Origin of the sequence: Pseudomonas germanica (genome assembly GCF_019614655.1) — a bacterium.
Lineage (GTDB): Bacteria > Pseudomonadota > Gammaproteobacteria > Pseudomonadales > Pseudomonadaceae > Aquipseudomonas > Aquipseudomonas neuropathica.
Window position 1 is genome coordinate 37,820 of record NZ_CP071586.1, and the last position, 18,668, is coordinate 56,487.

The following is an 18,668-nucleotide window of genomic DNA, read 5'->3' on the forward strand; positions in this document are numbered from 1 at the left end:
CCGGCCAGCATGACACGCAATCAAATCCCCGCTTCGCCAACCAATCGACCTCGCGCCTGGAGCGCGCTGGCGGCTCTGCTGCTCAGCATGATGCTGGCACCGACCGCCGCGTTCGCCGACGCACAAGCGCCAGCTACCCCGGCCGCGACCGAACAGCACGCAGCGGCCGCCAACGCGCCTGCCGCTGCTCCCGCTGCCACTGATCCAGTGCAAGCGGTAGACGCTGCCGACGTACCTGAAGTTCTCGAAGCCGACAACAGCCTGGGCATGGCCCACGACCTGTCGCCGTGGGGCATGTACCAGAACGCCGACATCATCGTGAAAATCGTGATGATCGGTCTGGCCATCGCTTCCATCATCACCTGGACCATCTGGATCGCCAAAGGCTTCGAGCTGATGGGCGCCAAGCGTCGCCTGCGTGGCGAGATCGCCGCCCTGAAGAAAGCCACCACCCTTAAAGAAGCCAGTACCACTGCCGGCAAGGAAGGCACCCTCGCCAACCTGCTGGTGCACGACGCCCTCGAAGAGATGCGCCTGTCGGTCAACAGCCGCGAGAAGGAAGGCATCAAGGAACGCGTCAGCTTCCGCCTCGAGCGTCTGGTAGCTGCCTGCGGTCGCAACATGAGCAGCGGCACTGGCGTCCTCGCCACCATCGGTTCCACCGCGCCGTTCGTCGGCCTGTTCGGTACCGTGTGGGGCATCATGAACTCCTTTATCGGCATCGCCAAAACCCAGACCACCAACCTTGCTGTCGTAGCGCCCGGTATTGCTGAAGCACTGCTGGCCACTGCATTGGGCCTGGTTGCGGCGATTCCTGCGGTAGTGATCTACAACGTCTTCGCCCGCTCCATCGCCGGTTATAAGGCGCAGGTTTCCGACGCGTCGGCAGAAGTTCTGCTGCTGGTCAGCCGCGACCTCGATCACCAGCCTGAGCGCAGCTCGCAACCGCACATGGTGAAAGTGGGGTAATCGGCCATGGGCCTGCATTTGAAAGAAGGCGCAGACGACGATCTGGCCGAGAACCACGAAATCAACGTCACGCCGTTCATCGATGTGATGCTGGTGCTGTTGATCATCTTCATGGTGGCCGCTCCATTGGCCACCGTGGACATCAAAGTTGACCTGCCCGCCTCGACCGCCAAACCGGCGCCGCGGCCAGAGAAACCGGTGTTCCTCAGCGTCAAGGCTGACCAGCGCCTGTACATCGGCGACGATGAAGTGAAAGCCGAAACCCTTGGCGCCGTGCTCGACGCCAAGACTCAGGGCAAGAAAGACACCACCATCTTCTTCCAGGCCGACAAAGGCGTGGATTACGGCGACCTCATGAGCGTGATGGACAAGCTGCGCTCCGCCGGTTACCTGAAGGTCGGTCTGGTCGGACTTGAGACGGCAGCCAAGAAATGATCACGACGCGCCATAAGCTGACGCGTTACAGCGGTAGCCTGGCCGTGGTGCTGGGCGTTCACGCGCTGGCCATCGCGCTGGCGCTGAACTGGACCGCCCGCCCGCCCATCGAATTGCCCCCACAGGCAATGATGGTCGAGCTGGCCCCGGTTCCGGCCCCGCCACCGCCTGCTCCGCCGAAAGTCGTCACACCGCCGCAGCCACCGGCTCCGGTTGAAGAGTTGCCGATTCCGAAACTGGCCGAAGCACCGAAAGCTGAAATCGCGGTGCAAAAACCCAAGCCAAAGCCCAAGCCTAAACCGCCGAAGCCGGTCGAGAAGAAGCTGCCAGATCCGCCGAAGGAAAAACCTTCCGAGGAGAAACCGGCCGATACACCACCGACCCCGGCACCGACGGAGAAATCCGCTGCACCGGCGCCCGGCCCGTCGCCGGCACAGTTGGCAGCCAAGGCCAGCTGGCAAGGCACCCTGCTCGCGCATTTGGCCAAGTACAAAAAGTACCCGCAAAGTGCACAGGCACGGGGCAAGGAAGGCTTGAACCGCCTGCGCTTCGTAGTGGATGCCGAAGGTAATGTGCTGTCGTTCGAACTGGTGGGCCGCTCGGGCAACGCCGATCTGGACCGGGCCACCCTGGAAATGATCCGCCGCGCGCAGCCGCTGCCCAAGCCACCGGCCGACATGTTGACCAATGGCTCGATTGAAATTGTGGCGCCGTTTGTTTACTCCCTCGAACGCCGCCGCTAAGTAGCAAGATCAAAAGATCGCAGCCTCCGGCAGCTCCTACAAAGGATCGCATTCCAATGTAGGAGCTGCCGAAGGCTGCGATCTTTTGCTTTTTGCAGTAGTCGCATTGAGCGCTCAGTCTGATAACGTGCGTCTATCGATTGCAGCCGGTATGCTTGGCCCGCATCTTCATGGACGCTTGCTATGACCCTCACAGAATTACGCTACATCGTTACCCTCGCCCAAGAGCAGCATTTCGGCCACGCCGCCGAACGTTGCCACGTCAGCCAGCCGACCCTGTCGGTGGGCGTGAAAAAGCTTGAAGACGAACTCGGTGTGCTGATTTTCGAGCGCAGCAAAAGCGCCGTGCGCCTGACCCCGGTCGGCGAAGGCATCGTCGCCCAGGCGCAGAAAGTCCTCGAGCAAGCGCAAGGCATCCGCGAACTGGCCCAGGCCGGCAAGAACCAGCTGACCGCGCCGCTGAAAGTCGGCGCGATCTACACCGTCGGCCCGTACCTGTTCCCACACCTGATTCCGCAACTGCACCGGGTCGCCCCGCAGATGCCGTTGTACATCGAAGAAAACTTCACCCACGTGCTGCGCGACAAACTGCGCAACGGCGAGCTCGACGCGATCATCATCGCCCTGCCGTTCAACGAAGCTGACGTGCTGACCCTGCCGCTCTACGACGAGCCGTTCTACGTCTTGATGCCGGCCCAGCACCCGTGGACACAAAAAGAAACCATCGACGCCGGTCTGCTCAACGACAAGAGCCTGCTGCTGCTCGGCGAAGGCCACTGCTTCCGCGACCAAGTGCTGGAAGCCTGCCCGACCCTGACCAAGGGCAACGATGGCGCCAAGCACACCACGGTTGAATCCAGCTCGCTGGAAACCATCCGCCACATGGTCGCGTCCGGTCTGGGCATCTCGATCCTGCCGCTGTCGGCGGTCGACAGCCATCACTACGCCCCCGGCGTGATCGAAGTGCGCCCACTGTCGCCGCCGGTGCCGTTCCGCACCGTGGCCATTGCCTGGCGCGCGAGCTTCCCACGGCCGAAAGCCATCGAGATCCTCGCCGACTCCATTCGCCTGTGTTCGGTGGCCAAGCCAGCGGCACCGGTTACAGCCGGTTAAGCGAGCGTCATGACGGAGCTGTCGCAAGTGTCGGTGACGGCACTCAAGGGTGTCGGCGAAGCCATGGCCGAGAAACTGGCCAAGGTCGGTCTTGAGAACCTTCAGGACGTGCTGTTTCACCTGCCGCTGCGTTATCAGGATCGCACCCGCGTGGTGCCGATCGGCGCGCTGCGGCCGGGGCAGGACGCCGTGGTCGAAGGCACCGTCAGCGGCGCCGACGTGGTCATGGGCCGCCGGCGCAGCCTCGTCGTGCGTTTGCAGGACGGCACCGGCGGTCTCAGTCTGCGCTTCTACCATTTCAGCAACGCGCAGAAAGAAGGCCTCAAGCGCGGCACGCGGGTTCGCTGCTACGGCGAAGCCCGGCCCGGTGCGTCCGGCCTGGAAATCTACCACCCGGAGTACCGCGCCATCACCGGTGACGAACCGCCGCCAGTAGATGAAACCCTGACCCCGGTCTACCCGCTCACCGAAGGCCTGACCCAAGCGCGTCTGCGCCAGTTGTGCCTGCAGACGCTGACAATGCTTAAGCCAGACACCTTGCCCGACTGGCTGCCAACCGAACTGGCCCGCGACTACCAACTGGCGCCACTGGCCGATGCGATCCGCTACCTGCACAACCCGCCCGCCGATGCCGACGTCGACGAACTCGCCCTCGGCCATCACTGGGCCCAGCATCGTCTGGCCTTCGAAGAACTGCTGACGCACCAACTGTCGCAACAACGCCTGCGCGAAAGCATGCGTTCGCTGCGCGCGCCAGCGATGCCGAAAGCGAAAAAGCTGCCGCCGAAATACCTGGCCAACCTCGGTTTCAACCCGACCGGCGCGCAACAGCGCGTCGGTAACGAAATCGCCTACGACCTCAGCCAGCACGAACCGATGCTGCGGTTGATTCAGGGCGACGTCGGCGCGGGTAAAACCGTGGTCGCCGCCCTCGCCGCACTGCAAGCGCTGGAGGCCGGTTATCAGGTTGCGCTGATGGCGCCGACCGAGATCCTCGCCGAACAGCACTTCATCACCTTCAAGCGCTGGCTCGAACCGCTGGGCATTGAAGTCGCGTGGCTGGCCGGCAAGCTCAAGGGCAAGAACCGCGTTGCCGCGCTGGAACAGATCGCCAGCGGCACGCCGATGGTGGTCGGTACCCACGCGCTGTTCCAGGACGAAGTGCAGTTCAAGAACCTCGCGCTGGTGATCATCGACGAACAACACCGCTTCGGCGTGCAGCAGCGTCTGGCGCTGCGGCAGAAAGGCGTCGGCGGGCGCATGTGCCCGCATCAACTGATCATGACTGCCACGCCGATTCCGCGGACGCTGGCGATGAGTGCCTACGCCGACCTCGACACCTCGATCCTCGACGAACTGCCGCCCGGGCGCACCCCGGTCAACACCGTGCTGGTCACCGACACCCGTCGCGTCGAAGTCATCGAACGCGTGCGCGGTGCCTGCGCCGAAGGCCGTCAGGCCTATTGGGTGTGCACGCTGATTGAAGAATCCGAAGAGCTGACCTGTCAGGCCGCCGAAACCACGTTTGAAGACCTCACACTTGCCCTCGGCGAACTGAAAGTCGGGCTGATTCATGGGCGTATGAAGCCCGTCGAGAAAGCCGCCGTCATGGCCGAGTTCAAGGCCGGCAACCTGCAACTGCTGGTCGCCACCACGGTGATCGAAGTCGGCGTCGACGTGCCCAACGCCAGCCTGATGATCATCGAAAACCCCGAGCGCCTCGGTCTCGCGCAACTGCACCAGTTGCGCGGCCGCGTTGGCCGGGGCAGCGCCGCCAGCCATTGCGTGCTCCTCTACCATCCGCCGCTGTCGCAGATCGGTCGCCAGCGCCTGGGCATCATGCGCGAAACCAACGACGGTTTCGTCATCGCCGAAAAAGACCTCGAACTGCGCGGCCCCGGGGAAATGCTCGGCACCCGCCAGACCGGTCTGCTGCAATTCAAAGTCGCCGACCTGATGCGCGACGCCGACCTGCTGCCCGCCGTCCGCGACGCCGCGCAAGCCTTGCTGGAACGCTGGCCAACCCACGTCAGCCCATTACTCGATCGCTGGTTGCGTCACGGGCAGCAATACGGCCAAGTGTGAGCACCGTCGCAGTTTCTGACAGATCGTTCCGACCAAGCTGGTTATACTCCTGCCATTGTTTCAAAAACGGATACAGACCATGACCGAAGCCGCTCTCGCCCCCGAATCCCCGCACGCGCCGTCTGTTATTCGGCTGCTGCTAGGCAAGCTGGGCATCGCCTACGAAGAAGTGCTCGACCACCACGGCCTCAATGCATCGCGCAAGGTACAAGCCGTGTTGCTGGACGACGCCGTCGGCGCGCTGATGGTGCTGTTTCCGCAGAGCCAATTGCTCGACCTCAACCGCCTCGCCGAACTCACTGGCCGGCGTCTGACTGCCGTGTCCACCGAGCGCCTGGAAAAGATGCTCGGCAAACACAGCCTGAGCCTGCTGCCGGGCCTGCCAGCGCTGACCAGCTCGCCGTGCCTCTACGAAGAAAGCCTGCTGCGCGAACCGAAGTTGCTGATCAACTCCGGCGAGCCGGGCCTGCTGCTGGAAATCGCCAGCGAAGACTTCAAGACCATGCTGACCAAGGCCAGCGCCGCCAACTTCGGCGAAGCCCTGAGCAGCATCCGCCCGAACCTCGACCGCCCGGACGATGACCGCGAGGAAATCACCCAGGCCGTGCAAGCGTTCACCGCGCGGCGCATTCAGCAGCGTCTGGAAGCGACCATCGAGATTCCGCCGCTGGCCGAAACCGCGCAAAAAATCATCAAACTGCGCGTCGACCCCAACGCCACCATCGACGACATCACTGGCGTCGTTGAAACCGACCCGGCGCTGGCCGCGCAAGTGGTGAGCTGGGCGGCATCGCCGTACTACGCCTCGCCGGGCAAGATCCGTTCGGTGGAAGACGCGATCGTTCGCGTACTCGGCTTCGATCTGGTGATCAACCTCGCGCTGGGCCTGGCCCTCGGCAAGACCCTGAGCCTGCCGAAAGACCATCCGCAACAAACCACGCCGTACTGGCAGCAGTCGATCTACACCGCCGCCGTCATCGAAGGTCTGACCCGTGCCATGCCGCGCGCCCAGCGCCCGGAAGCCGGCCTGACGTATCTGGCCGGTCTGCTGCATAACTTCGGTTACCTGCTGCTGGCCCACGTCTTTCCGCCGCACTTCTCGCTGATCTGCCGCCACCTGGAGGTCAACCCGCACCTGTGCCACAGCTACATCGAGCAACATCTGCTCGGTATCAGCCGTGAACAGATCGGCTCGTGGCTGATGCGCTACTGGGACATGCCGGATGAGCTGGCCACCGCCCTGCGCTTCCAGCACGACCCAAGCTACGACGGCGCCTACGCCGAATACCCGAACCTCGTCTGCCTGGCCGTGCGCTTGCTGCGCAGCCGCGGGATTGGCTCTGGCCCGGATGAAGATATTCCGGATGCGTTGCTTGAACGTGTGGGCCTGACTCGCGACAAAGCCAACGACGTCGTCAGCAAAGTCCTCGAAGCCGAAGTGCTGCTGCGTGAACTGGCCTCGCAGTTCAGCCAGGCCTGAATGCAAAGCGGGCAAGCGACCTCCAGTTGGAGCGACGCTTGCCCGCGATGGGCCAACCTGCGGCTTAAGCCGACTTGTCCAGGTAACGGATCACCCAGCCTTTATCGGACCCAGAGTCGGTGAAATACACTCCGCCCACCACGATGCGCCCATCGTCCATTACCGCCATGCCGTGGGGGTATTCGAAACCCGCGCTTTCATTGAAAACGGTAAATCCCGAACCAAAGAAAGAGGAGTCTGGAGAACCATCCGCCAGAAAGCGTGCGGTGACCGCGCTGAGATTCTCATCAAGCGCGCCAGTGCCACTGTTACCGCAAACGATGACTGAACCGTCCGTACGCGGCACGCAATGCAACCATCTGACGCCTTGGGACACAGGTGACGAAATCAGTGGTTGACCATCATTGAACACCCGATTGTAGGAGCCGCTGAGATTGAGCACCGCAATCAAGCCCTGAGAGACGCCCTCCACCGCCGCACCGCCGGCCACAACAATCTTGTCGTCGACGATTGCCGCAACGTCCAGGCTTATCCATTGATCGTGGGGCACGTCCACCGCGCCTTTGATTCCAAAACCTGTGTCAACCTTACCCGTAGCGTCGAAACGAGTAACGAAGGCGCCATGCGCACTCACCGCAAAGTAATTGCCGCAGATCACCACGGCGCCGTCAGCCTGGGTCGCGGCCGCTTGCGCAACGATGTCAGAAGGCGAAATCTCTGCAAGCTCTAAGAACGCAAAGCCCGTGTCGTTGAAGGTCGTATCGGGTGAGCCATTCGGCTCGAACCTCAGAACGATACCTTTTGTCCGGCCGGAAGCATCCTCAACGTTACTGACCACGACGATTTTTTCGTCCAGTTGTTGAGCGACCATCCCTGCTGCGCCAGCCCCTGCGGCACCGCTGGCAGACGCTTGCACCACCCCGGTATATCCGCCGCCGCCCATCTTCGCGTAGGGAAGATAGAGCACACCTTGTTCCCCGAAAGACGTCTGCAGTTGGCCGTCCTCGCGCTGTCTGACCAGCACCAGACCCGTCGAGTTATTCGCGCCCTCTTCCGTGTACTGAGCACGAACCAGCCAGCCGCCATCGCTCAGCGGTGTAAACCCGAGGATCCGGCTCATGTAAAAATTTTCTTTCAGCCTGATCTCGACGTAGCCGGAGCCTTCTCCACCGAAAGCTGAGTCGAGAACACCGTCTTCAAGCAGACGAACGATCCGCGTAGGCGCACCGGGCGTTGAAAGGCGAACGGCAACCAACAATTTGTTTTGCGGCAGCGCCAGCAGCGCCCTGACGTCATATCCCGAGAATTCCGGGAATGGAAATCTGAGGATGCCACCGTCGCCGAAGGTCGGATCGTTATTCAAGGATGGCGTGCCCGCCAGATAGCGCACGAAACGCCCAGGGACGTTGGGAAGATCAGAATGGACGGAGAGTTCGATGCACACCACGATCCGGCTGTCCCCCATGACGGCCAAACCTCGCGCAAAGGCTTCCCCTGCGCTGTCTTCAAACAGCGCATGCCCCGTACCGTTGAAAGCCGTATCCGGTTTTCCATCAGCAAGGAAGCGCGCCGTCACCATGGCTGATTCACCCTGACCGACAACAACGATCGAACCACCCACCTGTGAGGTGTGCGTCCATGCCAACCCTTTTAGTAACGGCGAAAACAGCGGCTTGCCACCATTGAACACAAGGTTGGCCGCGCCGCTGGTCGTGAATGCAGCGATCAACCCACCGTCGAGACCATTACGCAGAGCTTGGCCCGCGACGATAATCCTGCCATCGCCTTCACGTACCGAAATCGATTGCAGAAAACTCTCGCCTTCATCATCGGGCATCAACACGGCCACACCGTTGTTGAATTGACTGTCCGGCGCGCCACTTGCGTCCAGACGCGCCAGAAAAACTCCACGACCTCCCGATCCGTCCTGGTATGAACCGCAGACCAGCACCTTGCCATCGGCTTGAATGGTGATGCCGTAGACGTTATTCGATGTGGCGACATCCACAACCACATAGCCCGAACCGTTGAATGATTGATCGAGTGACCCATCCGCTAGCAGACGAATCACAACACCCGCCGGCAGTGGTGCATCATCAAAAAACACGAAATGGAGCAGGACGATTTTGCCATCCACCTGCCGGGCCGTTGATCGTGATGGGAGGTGGGCAGTCTGTGAGGATCCGGTGTTCGGGTGACTTGCCTCACGCGGCACGCTAGCGGGATGGGGATTGCCGTAATGGGAGATAAACCGCATGCCGTTGGTGCCGAACGCCTCGTTCAGTTCACCGGTATTTTTCAGGCGGACCAGTGCAAGGCCAACGTCATTGGAGGTAGTCGAGGAATATTGAAGGTGTATCAGCCAACCATCATCCTCAAGCGCATCGAGACCGGATACATAGCTGATCCGAGCCCCTTCCAACGCTATTTCAACAAAACCTCTGCGCGCGGGACCGAAGGTTTCGTCCAGCGAACCGTCGTCATTCAGCCTCGCAATGGCAACCGGGGCATTCGCTCCCGTTAAAGGTATCGCAACGAGTAATTTTGCATCGGGGAGCGCCAGGACCGCCGCCGCTTCGTCGCCCGCGATACCAGGTATCGGTAAGGTCAGCACGCCATCCTGAGCAAATGTCGGATCGAGAGACCTAGGGATCGAAATACTGTGTGTCTGCGTCATGAGCTTGCTCCATCAAGTCAGTTAAGTCCCTTAATGCCGGAACTGGAACTTGAGTAGAGCATCGCGCCTGTGCACGAAACACCTGATAGAAATGACAGTTCGGCTGTCTTTGCGAGCCTGAGTAATGGCCTTACAAGACAAGCGCACCGTTATTCAGTGCGCGTGCATGGGTTTGTTCAAGTCAACGACTTCTTAAGCTTTAGCCTTCGCCTTTCTTGGTTTCAAATACTTCATCAACCCTTGAAACCACATCACTAGCGCAGGGTTGCCCTTAAGCTGGATCGACTTGTCCTGAATGCCCTGCATAAACGCCAACTGCTTGTTCTTCGCCTGCATCGTCGCAAAGCCATAACCGGCATCTTTAAACGCAATCGCAAACGCCGGCTCCGCCACCACGCCAGACTTGCTGGTGATGCGCTGATCCTTGACCACGAAATGCCGCGCCACTTTCCCATCCAGCGTCTGCAGCTGAAACACCAGATCCTTGTCACCCAACTGCTGCTGGAACGCAGGATTTGTCCGGCTGGCCTTACCCATCAACAAACCCATCATCCACAGAAGAAAACGAAATTTCATGCGCACAGCCTCAAAAGGAAAATGAACGGCCGGGGCAGTGTAAGGGATTCGGACGATAACGCCACTATCTGACTCTGTTGGAGGATGATGCAGACTATTTCCCGCACGATGACCGCCAAGTCACGATTCAGCGCTCGCCGACTGATCGTTCCCACGCTCCGCGTGGGAATGCATCCCGAGACGCTCCGCGTCTCACCACTCACCGTTCCTACACCTGTTGAAACACATCCCTGTAGGAGCCGGCGAAGCCTGCGATCTTTTGATCTTCCGCCCCGCGAATCTATGGGAAATTTCCTGCAAAGTGCGGTGCTGTCCATGAACTAGGCGAGTTGGCTGGCTATAGATAGGCTTTGTGTGTCGCCGCAAAATCGGTGGCCGGATGTGCAAGTCCGAACTCGGGGAAATCAATTAACTGCTCAGGATTTACACCGATGACCGATGAAACATTCAGCGCGGAAGCAACCTCGCCCTACGAATCCCCCAATTCGAAGAAATTCCACGAAGCCGCCGAGCGCGCCCTCGACCACCATTTCAAACCAGCCGTCGAACCACATCCCAAACGCGAGAACGGCCTCTTCAAACTCTCCCCCGGCACCGACGCCGAAGCCCTCATGGCCAACGCCTCCGAAGACCTCCTGTCCATCAGCGTCATCGCCTGCGACCTCGCCGACGACCTCCACGGCTCCCGCCGCTCGGTGGCACTGGCCCTGAGCAGAATGGCGGACGGGGTGAGATTGATGGTGGAAGGGACGCTCGACCAGATTGAAGTGCGAAGCGTGGCGGCCAAGCCGTAGCGAGATTTGCGGATGAAAAAAGGGGACGTTAAGTCCCCTTTCTGCAACTGTCTGTAGAAATCCAGACGAAAAAAAGCTGCCAATCACGGCAGCTTTTTTGAGAATCCGAAACCGTCAGCCGGCGAGTCGACCGACAGGCTCAAAATCAGAACCCTTGGCCAACGCAACATCCAGAAAACGGCTGCGCTTACCGGAGCGCTTGGCCAAAACTTCACGAGCTTCGGCCTGGAACCGAGCAGCCATCATAGGCTTAGGTTCATGTTTGGATTTTTTCATGGAAACCTCTTGGGTCTCGAAATTTGACTGGATCGCCCTGTCTGGCGGCGCCACCCGCCCCCTTGATTCTTGGGCATGGATAATCAATGGCAATTTTGAAGGTCGAGAGAGTAGCGATATTTGAAAGGTCTTGAATAGCCGCCGGAAACACTCCGACATTGATTATCTGATCCAAGCAAACCGCAGGCTCTATCCCTGTCGGTGACTCATCACGCATCGGCGAGACGGGATTGACTACCAATAAAGGGACGTTAAGTCCCCTTCCTGAATATTCTCTGCCTCACCATTGGCAACCTATTTCAGGTTTCGAATCCACGTTGTAATCGTTTTCAAACGAATACTTCTTTGCGGATTTGTAATTCGTATACGACATCGCATCAACCCGGCCACCCTGAGTGACCATCTGATACTCACCTGTCAGTGCACCATCAACTACTTCAACCCAAGTGGTCGTGTACTGGTAGGGCCGGCCATACACGAGCTCTTCTTGTTCAGTACTGCGATGAACCAGCCCAATAGCCATTTTTGACTTGCTGTACTTGACGCCAGCACCGCTCCATTTGGCGACAGAGTCGTAATAGGTTCGGAATTCAAAATTTATGGGTTTGCCTTCGTGGGAGCGGAAGCAAAAAACCTCGGTCGTGACCTCGCTATGAGCCGCCAGAGGAACGAAAACGAGCAACGCGGAAAACAATGCAGATGAAAATTTCAAACCGAACATTCCTTTAGCGGTTTCAGGGGTATCAGCAAATTACTCTGGCCTGTTATGCCCCAGGCTCAAGCGCGCCGCACTTCAGCTCTTTGATTTGCTCACTCTGAATCGGAACCACACATGCAAGGCGCTTCTCTCCGAGCCCACGAAGCTCCGTCAAACTGAGCGTCACGTGCAACCCATCCTCGGCAAACACATGATCCTCAAACCCGGCATCGGCATAATCCGTCCAAAATGCCTTGCCCTCGAAACGGCAGAACCGCTTGGAGGACAGCACCCTCCAACCGCCGTTGGGCGCCAGTATTTGGACCGTCAGACATGGGCTGCCAAAGGTGCTGACATAACGTGCCACGACATCGCCGAAGCGTTGGGAGCCAGACAGGTACACCTTGTTGAGATCGACCACATTACCCGGCTCATCAGCGACGATTGTGTCCAGGTAAGCAGCACGTTCCAGACTCAGTCTTGCCATGCAGTTGTTGATCGTCGTGACATGCGCTGCCACCCCAGGCTCGATTTCCGTGGCTTCAAGCGGGCACGTGGTGTCGCGTAGCTTGATCCAAGCGCGCTGGGATTCTCTGGCCATGGCGACCAGCGCCTTACCCTGCTCAGGGTCGCGCCGCTGTTGAGCCTCAAACCGTCCCAACAGTTTCTTGTAGCTGGCATTGAGTAGCGTGTCGGCTTCCTTGCGGGCCGCCTCCACACACCGATCGACCTGGGCGCTCACGGTGATTTCTTTGCAGTCGTCCTCGGCCATCGCACAGGAGGCAAACAGGCATCCAAAGGACAACGCGATAAAACGCGCAAACATGTTCAATTTTTCATTCCCTGAATGACGGATCGCTCAACGACACGTTGAGGTATTTTCTGCGTCTTGCCGTCGGCGCTCATCGCGTCGCGGTACTGGCTGTAATAGCGCTGCGCTTCGTCTTTGCGATCGAGACGCCAGAGTGAATCGGCGATGTTCAACATCAGTACCGTGCGTTTACCAACAGCCTCAACGCCGCGATAAAACTTCAACGCCAGCTCATCGTTACCGCCCTCGGCCAGGTGGAAAGCCAAGTCGTTAAAAGCTTGAACATTGCGCGCCGGTGGGTGACAAGCCATATAGGACTCTGGACTTATAGTGCGAAGATTGAATGCGAGTTCTTCCACGCGAGATTGCGGCATCTCAATATTTGAGACCTGCTTCAATAAGTCCTTTGGAGACGGCGTCTGCATGACGAGGTCAGGCGCATCCTCTTCCCCGGAAGTCCACCGATTGCCCTCCCACTTGCCGTAGCAAAACCTGGCTGCCGGCTGACTGAGCACGCAACCGGTCTCCATTGAAATGACCCCGCAACCAGTTTCCTCTGTCGGGATTTCTTCACCCTCCTGGCCAATGACAACGCCATACAGAGTCTGAAGTAGGAGCAATGTTTTCTTGTCAGGACTTAACCAAGCCTCATGCGTTTCGGTACCCACCGCGGGTACATAGAGGGGAAACGTTTTTCCATTGGCGGTAAACGAGGCAACCGCCGACTCCGCAGCAGGCCTGCCCCATGTCTTGTCCTTCAGCGTCACTAAGTGCCCGCCAACCCCCACGATCTGAATATTTTCAGACAAGGCATCGGCTGAAGCTGACACGCTCATGACAATCATCATCCGCTTAAGGCTGCCCGCGAGAAGACGGTTCATCCACTCACTCCTCATCCATCGGCGACGATTCCACGTCGGTCACGCTCAGCAGTCGAAATTCATTGTTCACAAACTCGTAGTAACGATCCCGGTTACCGCTTTCCAACGCATTCCCTTGGGCGTCCTCTTCACCGTCGAGCGTGACGCCGGAGACGATGATCAAGCGGCTGTCGGGTTGGTAAACCATGCCGAACGTGCTGCCGTCGTAAGCATTCGGCAGACCGCCAACGACTTCCCCAGTCTGAGCATCCAGCACTTCGCCGCAAATGGCGCTGCCGCCACAGCCGAGCCTGTGCAGGATGTAATGGCCGGCGAAGTTGACCTTGCCTTTCAGGGCTTGCACCCGTGCCTGATCCATCATTGGGCTGCTGTTTTCTTGCGGCACCAGTTTATGGTTGGGGCCGTTGAAAACTGGCGTGACGGTGTAATCCTTGAAGGTTGGATCGGCAGCAAATGCCATGGACGCGGCAACCAATAACAGGCTGCCGAGAAGAACCGAAAATCCTTTCACGCTGTAACTCCATCGACGCAAGTCATTGTGGGTGTGTTCATTCGAAGGCAATGCCGCGCACCGCTTTCTTGATTTGTTCGAATCCTTCGTTGCTGATCGCCAACGGGGCGGATGAACCTGATTCCGCCGAGCCGATCAGCACAGCTTTACCTCGCAGCAAGCAAAAAGCGATGCGGGTAATGTGCCGTCGTGATTTGTCGTGGAAACCGAAGATGAAACCCGAAGAGCTCTCCCCGCCCCATTGTTCGAAGTTGTAGGTGCTCGCACGACCCGCCAGAGAGTTGGGCACCCAGCCCTGATCGGTACGAGTCGCCGGACACCTGCGGTCGTTGTCGTCACGCAGGACTTGCACCGCAAACGCATCGTCTACCGGGGGTTTCCAGTCGGTGAGAAGCGAAAAGTACTCCGAGTTTTCACACATCAAACCAAACCACGGCTGGCTGAGTTCACCGTGTTTCTCGAAGTGCCAGTCGGCACCACTCGACGTCTGCGCTTGCCACAAGCTGGGGGCGCTTGACGGTTTGGGCAGTTGTTTGGCTGCGATAAATACCGAATAGAAATCGTCGAACTTCAGCCATTGGTTCTGCAGCAGTGGCATGGAGAACCGACACGAACCCATGTCTACAGTTGTCTCGGTCGGGCCTTGCGCAACCGGCGACTGGCCGGGCTCGTTACCGACCAATACAGGACCTGCGGCAGTCACATATTCCACCTGTAAAAACGCGACCAGACCAAAGATCAATTCGCGGAGGTATCGTAGTTTCACTTCGTATCCTTCGAATTAATCAATTGCAACTCACCATCCCGATACAACACCTCACACCCCACCCACGCCGGATCCACCTGCGGCATCACCGCCGATGGCTTGCGCAGCTCCCGCAGCAACGTCGAGCCATGCGACAAGCGTCCGCCCATCCGCGCAATCACTGCCCGCGCAGTTTGGTAATGCGCATGTCGCCCCGGATCAAGGGTGTCTTCGAGCAGGATGTCGGCGCCGAGGATGCCTTGCACCTGCCCCGGATAAATCATGAACCCAGTCGCCTGCTCAGTGCCTTCACGGCCGTCCTGCCAGAAGCTGCCATCGCGGGTGCGCACGTCGGGATGCGGCGCGAACCAATGCTCGCGGTCCGCCAGTGGCATGGCGTGATGAAGCCGGAAGAAGATGCGCATGAGGTTGTCGCGATACCACTCGCGCACTTGCAGGTAGTAGCCGCGCAGGCCCGGCAGGCCGGTCGAATGCGCGAGGCGGATCAGCCCTGACCATTGCGGGAATGCTTGTAACGGCAGCTCAATCGCCGTAGGTCGAGGCGTAGCGGGATCGGTTTCCCACGGCAATCGATGCGGACTGTTTTCAAGGTTGTCGTAAGCGGTCGGCGGGCGGCCCAGCCAATCACCGCCGCTGCTGGCCAGCGCTGTAGCGATGCAAAGATTGCCTTGCACCACGAACACGTAAAACCGGGTGAACCAGTCCGCGAGTTGTTGGCCATCGGCACTCTGGGCGACGAGTTCGGCCAGTTCCTGATCGAAGCGCTGCAAGCCATTTTCAAGGCTCAGCAAATGGCCGCGAGCCTTGCGTTGCATACGCAAAAACAGCGGAAACGAACGCAGCATCTTCAGCGGTTGCCACGGCAGATGCGGCGTCGCACCGCCGACTTCACCGGCGTAGTTAGCGGCGCTAATGCCCCAGTCGGCCAGCCGGGCGAGAAACAGATCATTGTTGATATAGGACGCGCCGCCGAACACGGCGGTGAACGGCTCGTTGTCCTGCAACACCCGCGCATCCCAACGCGCCATGATCGCCGGAATACTCGCGGCGGCTCGGCGTTGGGCGTATTCCACCAACACGCTCGGTTGCGGCGGCAGGATCTCGGCGATATTGGCGGCGGTCAGGTGGCGGCGCCAGCCGTAATCGCTGATCGGCCGGTATTGCAGCAGCCACAGTTGTGAGCCGTCCCAGGCCCACTCGACGTCGCCGGGCACGTAGTGGAACACGCGCAGCACGTCTTGCAGAAAGCGCCACAGCAAGTCTTCGGTCAAGCCGTGGGATGGCGTGAATGTGCCGCTGCGCCAGGCATCACCGAGCCGCGAAAGCGTTGCCCGTGAGGGGCTGACGTGACCGTCGGCCAGCGATTCGAGATGGCCTTCCACCCATTCCAGTTCTACCGAGAGATGGCGCACGAAAGCGATCCCGGACACTACCGGCGTGATGAAGCGCTGCACCACCACTTCCTCGACGCCCTCGGCCGTCAATTCAGCAATGCGTTTCGGCACATTGACGGTCGGCTCGCGCAGATAGGTGGTGCTCAAACCGGCATTCGCCGAATCGGCCTGATCCTCGCCATAACTGGAGGAGCGCACCGCCCAAGTCACATCAGGTTGGGCGGCGAGAAATGCCGGCAGACGCGGATCGTCGCAATCGTTGAGCGTCAGTGCCGCCGGCACTGGTTGCCGCGCCAGTTCAGCCAGGCGCAAACGCCCGCCCTTGGTGTGCGCGACAAATCCTCGCTTGCCCGACTCCAGCCACTGCGCGAATTCGGCGGGCGAGTCGATCCACGGGTAATGACCCCAACCGGGTTTCAGGCTGATGCTCAGATCGGCGCGGGCGAGAATCGCCGACCACGCCGCCGCTTGCTCGATGCCGAGCACCGCGTCCTGATCGCCCCAGACCAGCTCGACCGGATCGGTGATCCACTCCAGCAGTGGCAACGCGGTATCGGCCCGCACCAGATCCCAATGCGGCACGAATGCCCGGCAGCGCGCATAGCCGGCGCCCATGCGCTGGTACTGCGCGGGCGTCCAGGTCTGGTTGGAAAACTTGCGCGCGAACAGCGTGGGTTTGTTCGACAGCAGCCAGTGGATGGTCTTGCGGATCGGCAGCGGTGACATCAGCGCCGGCAATCGACGCTGCCACAAAAATGCCCCAACCGGCGCCAACAGAACACTGCGCGAAAAGTGCCCGGGCCGACGTTGCAACGCATGTAGCACAAGCAATGCATTGACCCCGACCGCCATGATCGCGCTGCCTTGCGCCGTCATCGCCAGCAAGGTCTGCGCGTAGTCCGCCAGATCCTCGCAGGGTGGCAGCGGATTGGCGCCGAAGCCCGGCAACTCCAGCGGCACCACGTCGTAGCGCTGAAAGTGCGGCAGCGCGTCATCCCACCAATCGGCAGCGCTGCCATTGCCGGCCAGCAGGTACATCAACGGCTTGCTCATGAGCGATCCTCAGGTCAGATCGCGCAGAGCGGCGTCGAGGGTTGGATAGCGGAATGTGTAGCCAGCCTCGGTCAAACGCTGCGGCACCACGCGCTGACCGTCGAAGAACAACTGCGCCATCTCGCCTGCCAATGCGCGCACTGGCGCGGCGGGAATGTGCAACCACACCGGACGCTTGAGGACCTTACCGGCATGGGCGGCGAACGCTGCCTGAGTGACCGTTTCGGGCGCGACCATGTTGTAAGTGCCGACCAGACTTTCATCGTAGAAGGCACGGGCGATTACCTGAAGCACATCGTCGCGATGCACCCAGCTCATGATCTGCCGACCGTCACCCATGCGCCCGCCGAAGCCCAGACGGAACGGCATCAGCAACGGTGTCAACGCACCGCCCGGGCCGAACACCACGCCGAGGCGCAGCACCACCTGACGCACGCCAAACTCAGTGGCCGGTTGCGCGGCGGCTTCCCAATGCGCACAGAGTTCGGCCATGAAGCCGTCGCCCTTGCTGGCGTGTTCGTCGAGGCTTTCGCTGGCATCGCGTACGCCGTAGAAGCCGATGGCCGAGGCTTGAATCCACAGCGTTGGTTTGTGCTTGGTGTTCTTCAGCCAGATTATCAATGCCTCGGTGGTGCCGACTCGGCTGGCGAGCAGTTGAGCCTGACGCTTGGGAGTCCAGCGTGGGCCGGCGACAGGGGCGCCGGCGAAATTGATCACTACGTCGAAGGCTTCGTCATGACTGAGTTCGATGAGCGAATGCACACAGCGGACGCGGCCGTTGAATAGATTGGCCGCGCTCAACGGATCGCGCGTTAGAACGCTGACCGAATGGCCCGCGTCGAGTAATTGATTGACCAAGGCTTCACCGATAAACCCGGTGCCGCCAGTGATCAGCACGCGTTTGAAAGCGCTGTCGGCAAACGGGTTGGATTGGCTCGGAGTCTTTACTGCAGGAGACTTTCGGCGGTCATGCCGATACAGCCAGAACAACGGCGGCAACAACACCAGCAATGCAAAGCCGTCGAGCCACAGGTGCGACCAGACCTGTTGCTGCGCTGAGAGCCCCATGTCCTGCGGCGCCCATAACAGGATGCCGGCGATCAACCAGCCCCAAACCATCGGGGCTTTCGAGCGATTGCCCAAGTGCACCAGCGCGAGCATGTACAGCGAATAACTTTGCAGCGTCGCGCCGAACAGCGCGAGCCACCAGACTTGTTGTTCGTGGCCGGCGGTGGGTACTGCGTCGGTGCCCCAGAACGACAGTTCGAGAACGTGCAGATAGCCGTCGAGTAATCCGGAATGACCAGCCCAAGTCAGGGTGATACCGGCGAGAATGTGCACGATTGCGGCGGCGTATAGCCAGAGCACCAACGCTTGGCGAAGGGAGTTCGAGGGGACTGGCATTCC

At 59.9% G+C, this 18,668-nt stretch carries 17 protein-coding genes; 7 read left to right on the plus strand and 10 right to left on the minus strand.

Features of this window, described 5'->3' with window-relative positions; translation table 11 throughout:
* Positions 1-9: 9 nt before the first annotated feature.
* The 6 genes from exbB (at position 10) to J0G10_RS00215 (ending at position 6,825) form a co-directional block, all read left to right on the plus strand.
* A complete protein-coding gene (gene exbB, locus J0G10_RS00190) occupies positions 10-969 on the plus strand; it encodes a tonB-system energizer ExbB (RefSeq protein WP_095049321.1) in 960 nt (319 codons plus the stop codon).
* A gap of 6 nt (positions 970-975) precedes the next feature.
* The gene (gene exbD, locus J0G10_RS00195; protein ID WP_007920333.1) at positions 976-1,404 is read left to right on the plus strand and encodes a TonB system transport protein ExbD; all 429 of its coding nucleotides are present in this window, start codon (positions 976-978) and stop codon (positions 1,402-1,404) included.
* Positions 1,401-2,147 (plus strand): energy transducer TonB family protein, encoded by a 747-nt coding sequence (locus tag J0G10_RS00200; RefSeq protein ID WP_093429658.1) that lies wholly within the window; start codon positions 1,401-1,403, stop codon positions 2,145-2,147. Before exbD ends, J0G10_RS00200 begins: the two co-directional genes overlap by 4 nt.
* Before the next feature lie 183 nt (positions 2,148-2,330).
* Entirely contained in the window at positions 2,331-3,260 is a 930-nt protein-coding gene (locus J0G10_RS00205; RefSeq protein ID WP_007920331.1) for a hydrogen peroxide-inducible genes activator, read from the plus strand.
* A 9-nt stretch (positions 3,261-3,269) separates the two neighbouring features.
* A complete protein-coding gene (gene recG, locus J0G10_RS00210) occupies positions 3,270-5,345 on the plus strand; it encodes an ATP-dependent DNA helicase RecG (protein WP_016985805.1) in 2,076 nt (691 codons plus the stop codon).
* A gap of 79 nt (positions 5,346-5,424) precedes the next feature.
* On the plus strand, positions 5,425-6,825 hold the full coding sequence (locus tag J0G10_RS00215) for an aminoacyl-tRNA deacylase and HDOD domain-containing protein (RefSeq protein ID WP_220557169.1): 1,401 nt from the start codon (positions 5,425-5,427) through the stop codon (positions 6,823-6,825).
* Between the two features lie 64 nt (positions 6,826-6,889).
* Here the strand turns inward: J0G10_RS00215 and J0G10_RS00220 are convergent, their stop codons facing one another.
* Positions 6,890-9,502, minus strand: a complete 2,613-nt coding sequence (locus tag J0G10_RS00220) for a hypothetical protein (RefSeq protein ID WP_220557170.1) — start codon at positions 9,500-9,502, stop codon at positions 6,890-6,892.
* 192 nt (positions 9,503-9,694) lie between these two features.
* Positions 9,695-10,078 carry a hypothetical protein gene (locus tag J0G10_RS00225; protein ID WP_007920327.1) on the minus strand — a complete coding sequence of 128 codons (384 nt, stop codon included), beginning with the start codon at positions 10,076-10,078 and terminating at the stop codon, positions 9,695-9,697.
* A 431-nt stretch (positions 10,079-10,509) separates the two neighbouring features.
* Here J0G10_RS00225 and J0G10_RS00230 point away from each other — a divergent pair, with 431 nt between their 5' ends.
* Positions 10,510-10,872, plus strand: a complete 363-nt coding sequence (locus J0G10_RS00230; RefSeq protein ID WP_095049317.1) for a DUF6124 family protein — start codon at positions 10,510-10,512, stop codon at positions 10,870-10,872.
* 114 nt (positions 10,873-10,986) lie between these two features.
* On the opposite strand, the gene J0G10_RS00235 is transcribed toward J0G10_RS00230, so the two are convergent.
* The 8 genes from J0G10_RS00235 to J0G10_RS00270 all read right to left on the minus strand — a co-directional run bounded on the left by J0G10_RS00235 (position 10,987) and on the right by J0G10_RS00270 (position 18,665).
* Positions 10,987-11,148, minus strand: coding sequence for a hypothetical protein (locus J0G10_RS00235; RefSeq protein ID WP_163012154.1), 162 nt, complete (start codon positions 11,146-11,148; stop codon positions 10,987-10,989).
* Between the two features lie 280 nt (positions 11,149-11,428).
* On the minus strand, positions 11,429-11,869 hold the full coding sequence (locus J0G10_RS00240) for a hypothetical protein (protein ID WP_220557171.1): 441 nt from the start codon (positions 11,867-11,869) through the stop codon (positions 11,429-11,431).
* A 43-nt stretch (positions 11,870-11,912) separates the two neighbouring features.
* A complete protein-coding gene (locus J0G10_RS00245; protein ID WP_220557172.1) occupies positions 11,913-12,671 on the minus strand; it encodes a lysozyme inhibitor LprI family protein in 759 nt (252 codons plus the stop codon).
* 2 nt (positions 12,672-12,673) lie between these two features.
* A complete protein-coding gene (locus J0G10_RS00250; protein ID WP_220557173.1) occupies positions 12,674-13,537 on the minus strand; it encodes a tetratricopeptide repeat protein in 864 nt (287 codons plus the stop codon).
* A 4-nt stretch (positions 13,538-13,541) separates the two neighbouring features.
* Entirely contained in the window at positions 13,542-13,997 is a 456-nt protein-coding gene (locus J0G10_RS00255; protein WP_220558819.1) for a hypothetical protein, read from the minus strand.
* Positions 13,998-14,085: 88 nt separating this feature from the next.
* Entirely contained in the window at positions 14,086-14,790 is a 705-nt protein-coding gene (locus tag J0G10_RS00260; protein ID WP_245398008.1) for a hypothetical protein, read from the minus strand.
* Between the two features lie 20 nt (positions 14,791-14,810).
* Positions 14,811-17,261 carry an alpha/beta fold hydrolase gene (locus J0G10_RS00265; RefSeq protein WP_220557175.1) on the minus strand — a complete coding sequence of 817 codons (2,451 nt, stop codon included), beginning with the start codon at positions 17,259-17,261 and terminating at the stop codon, positions 14,811-14,813.
* 9 nt (positions 17,262-17,270) lie between these two features.
* Positions 17,271-18,665 (minus strand): TIGR01777 family oxidoreductase, encoded by a 1,395-nt coding sequence (locus J0G10_RS00270; RefSeq protein WP_220557176.1) that lies wholly within the window; start codon positions 18,663-18,665, stop codon positions 17,271-17,273.
* Positions 18,666-18,668 lie beyond the last annotated feature (3 nt).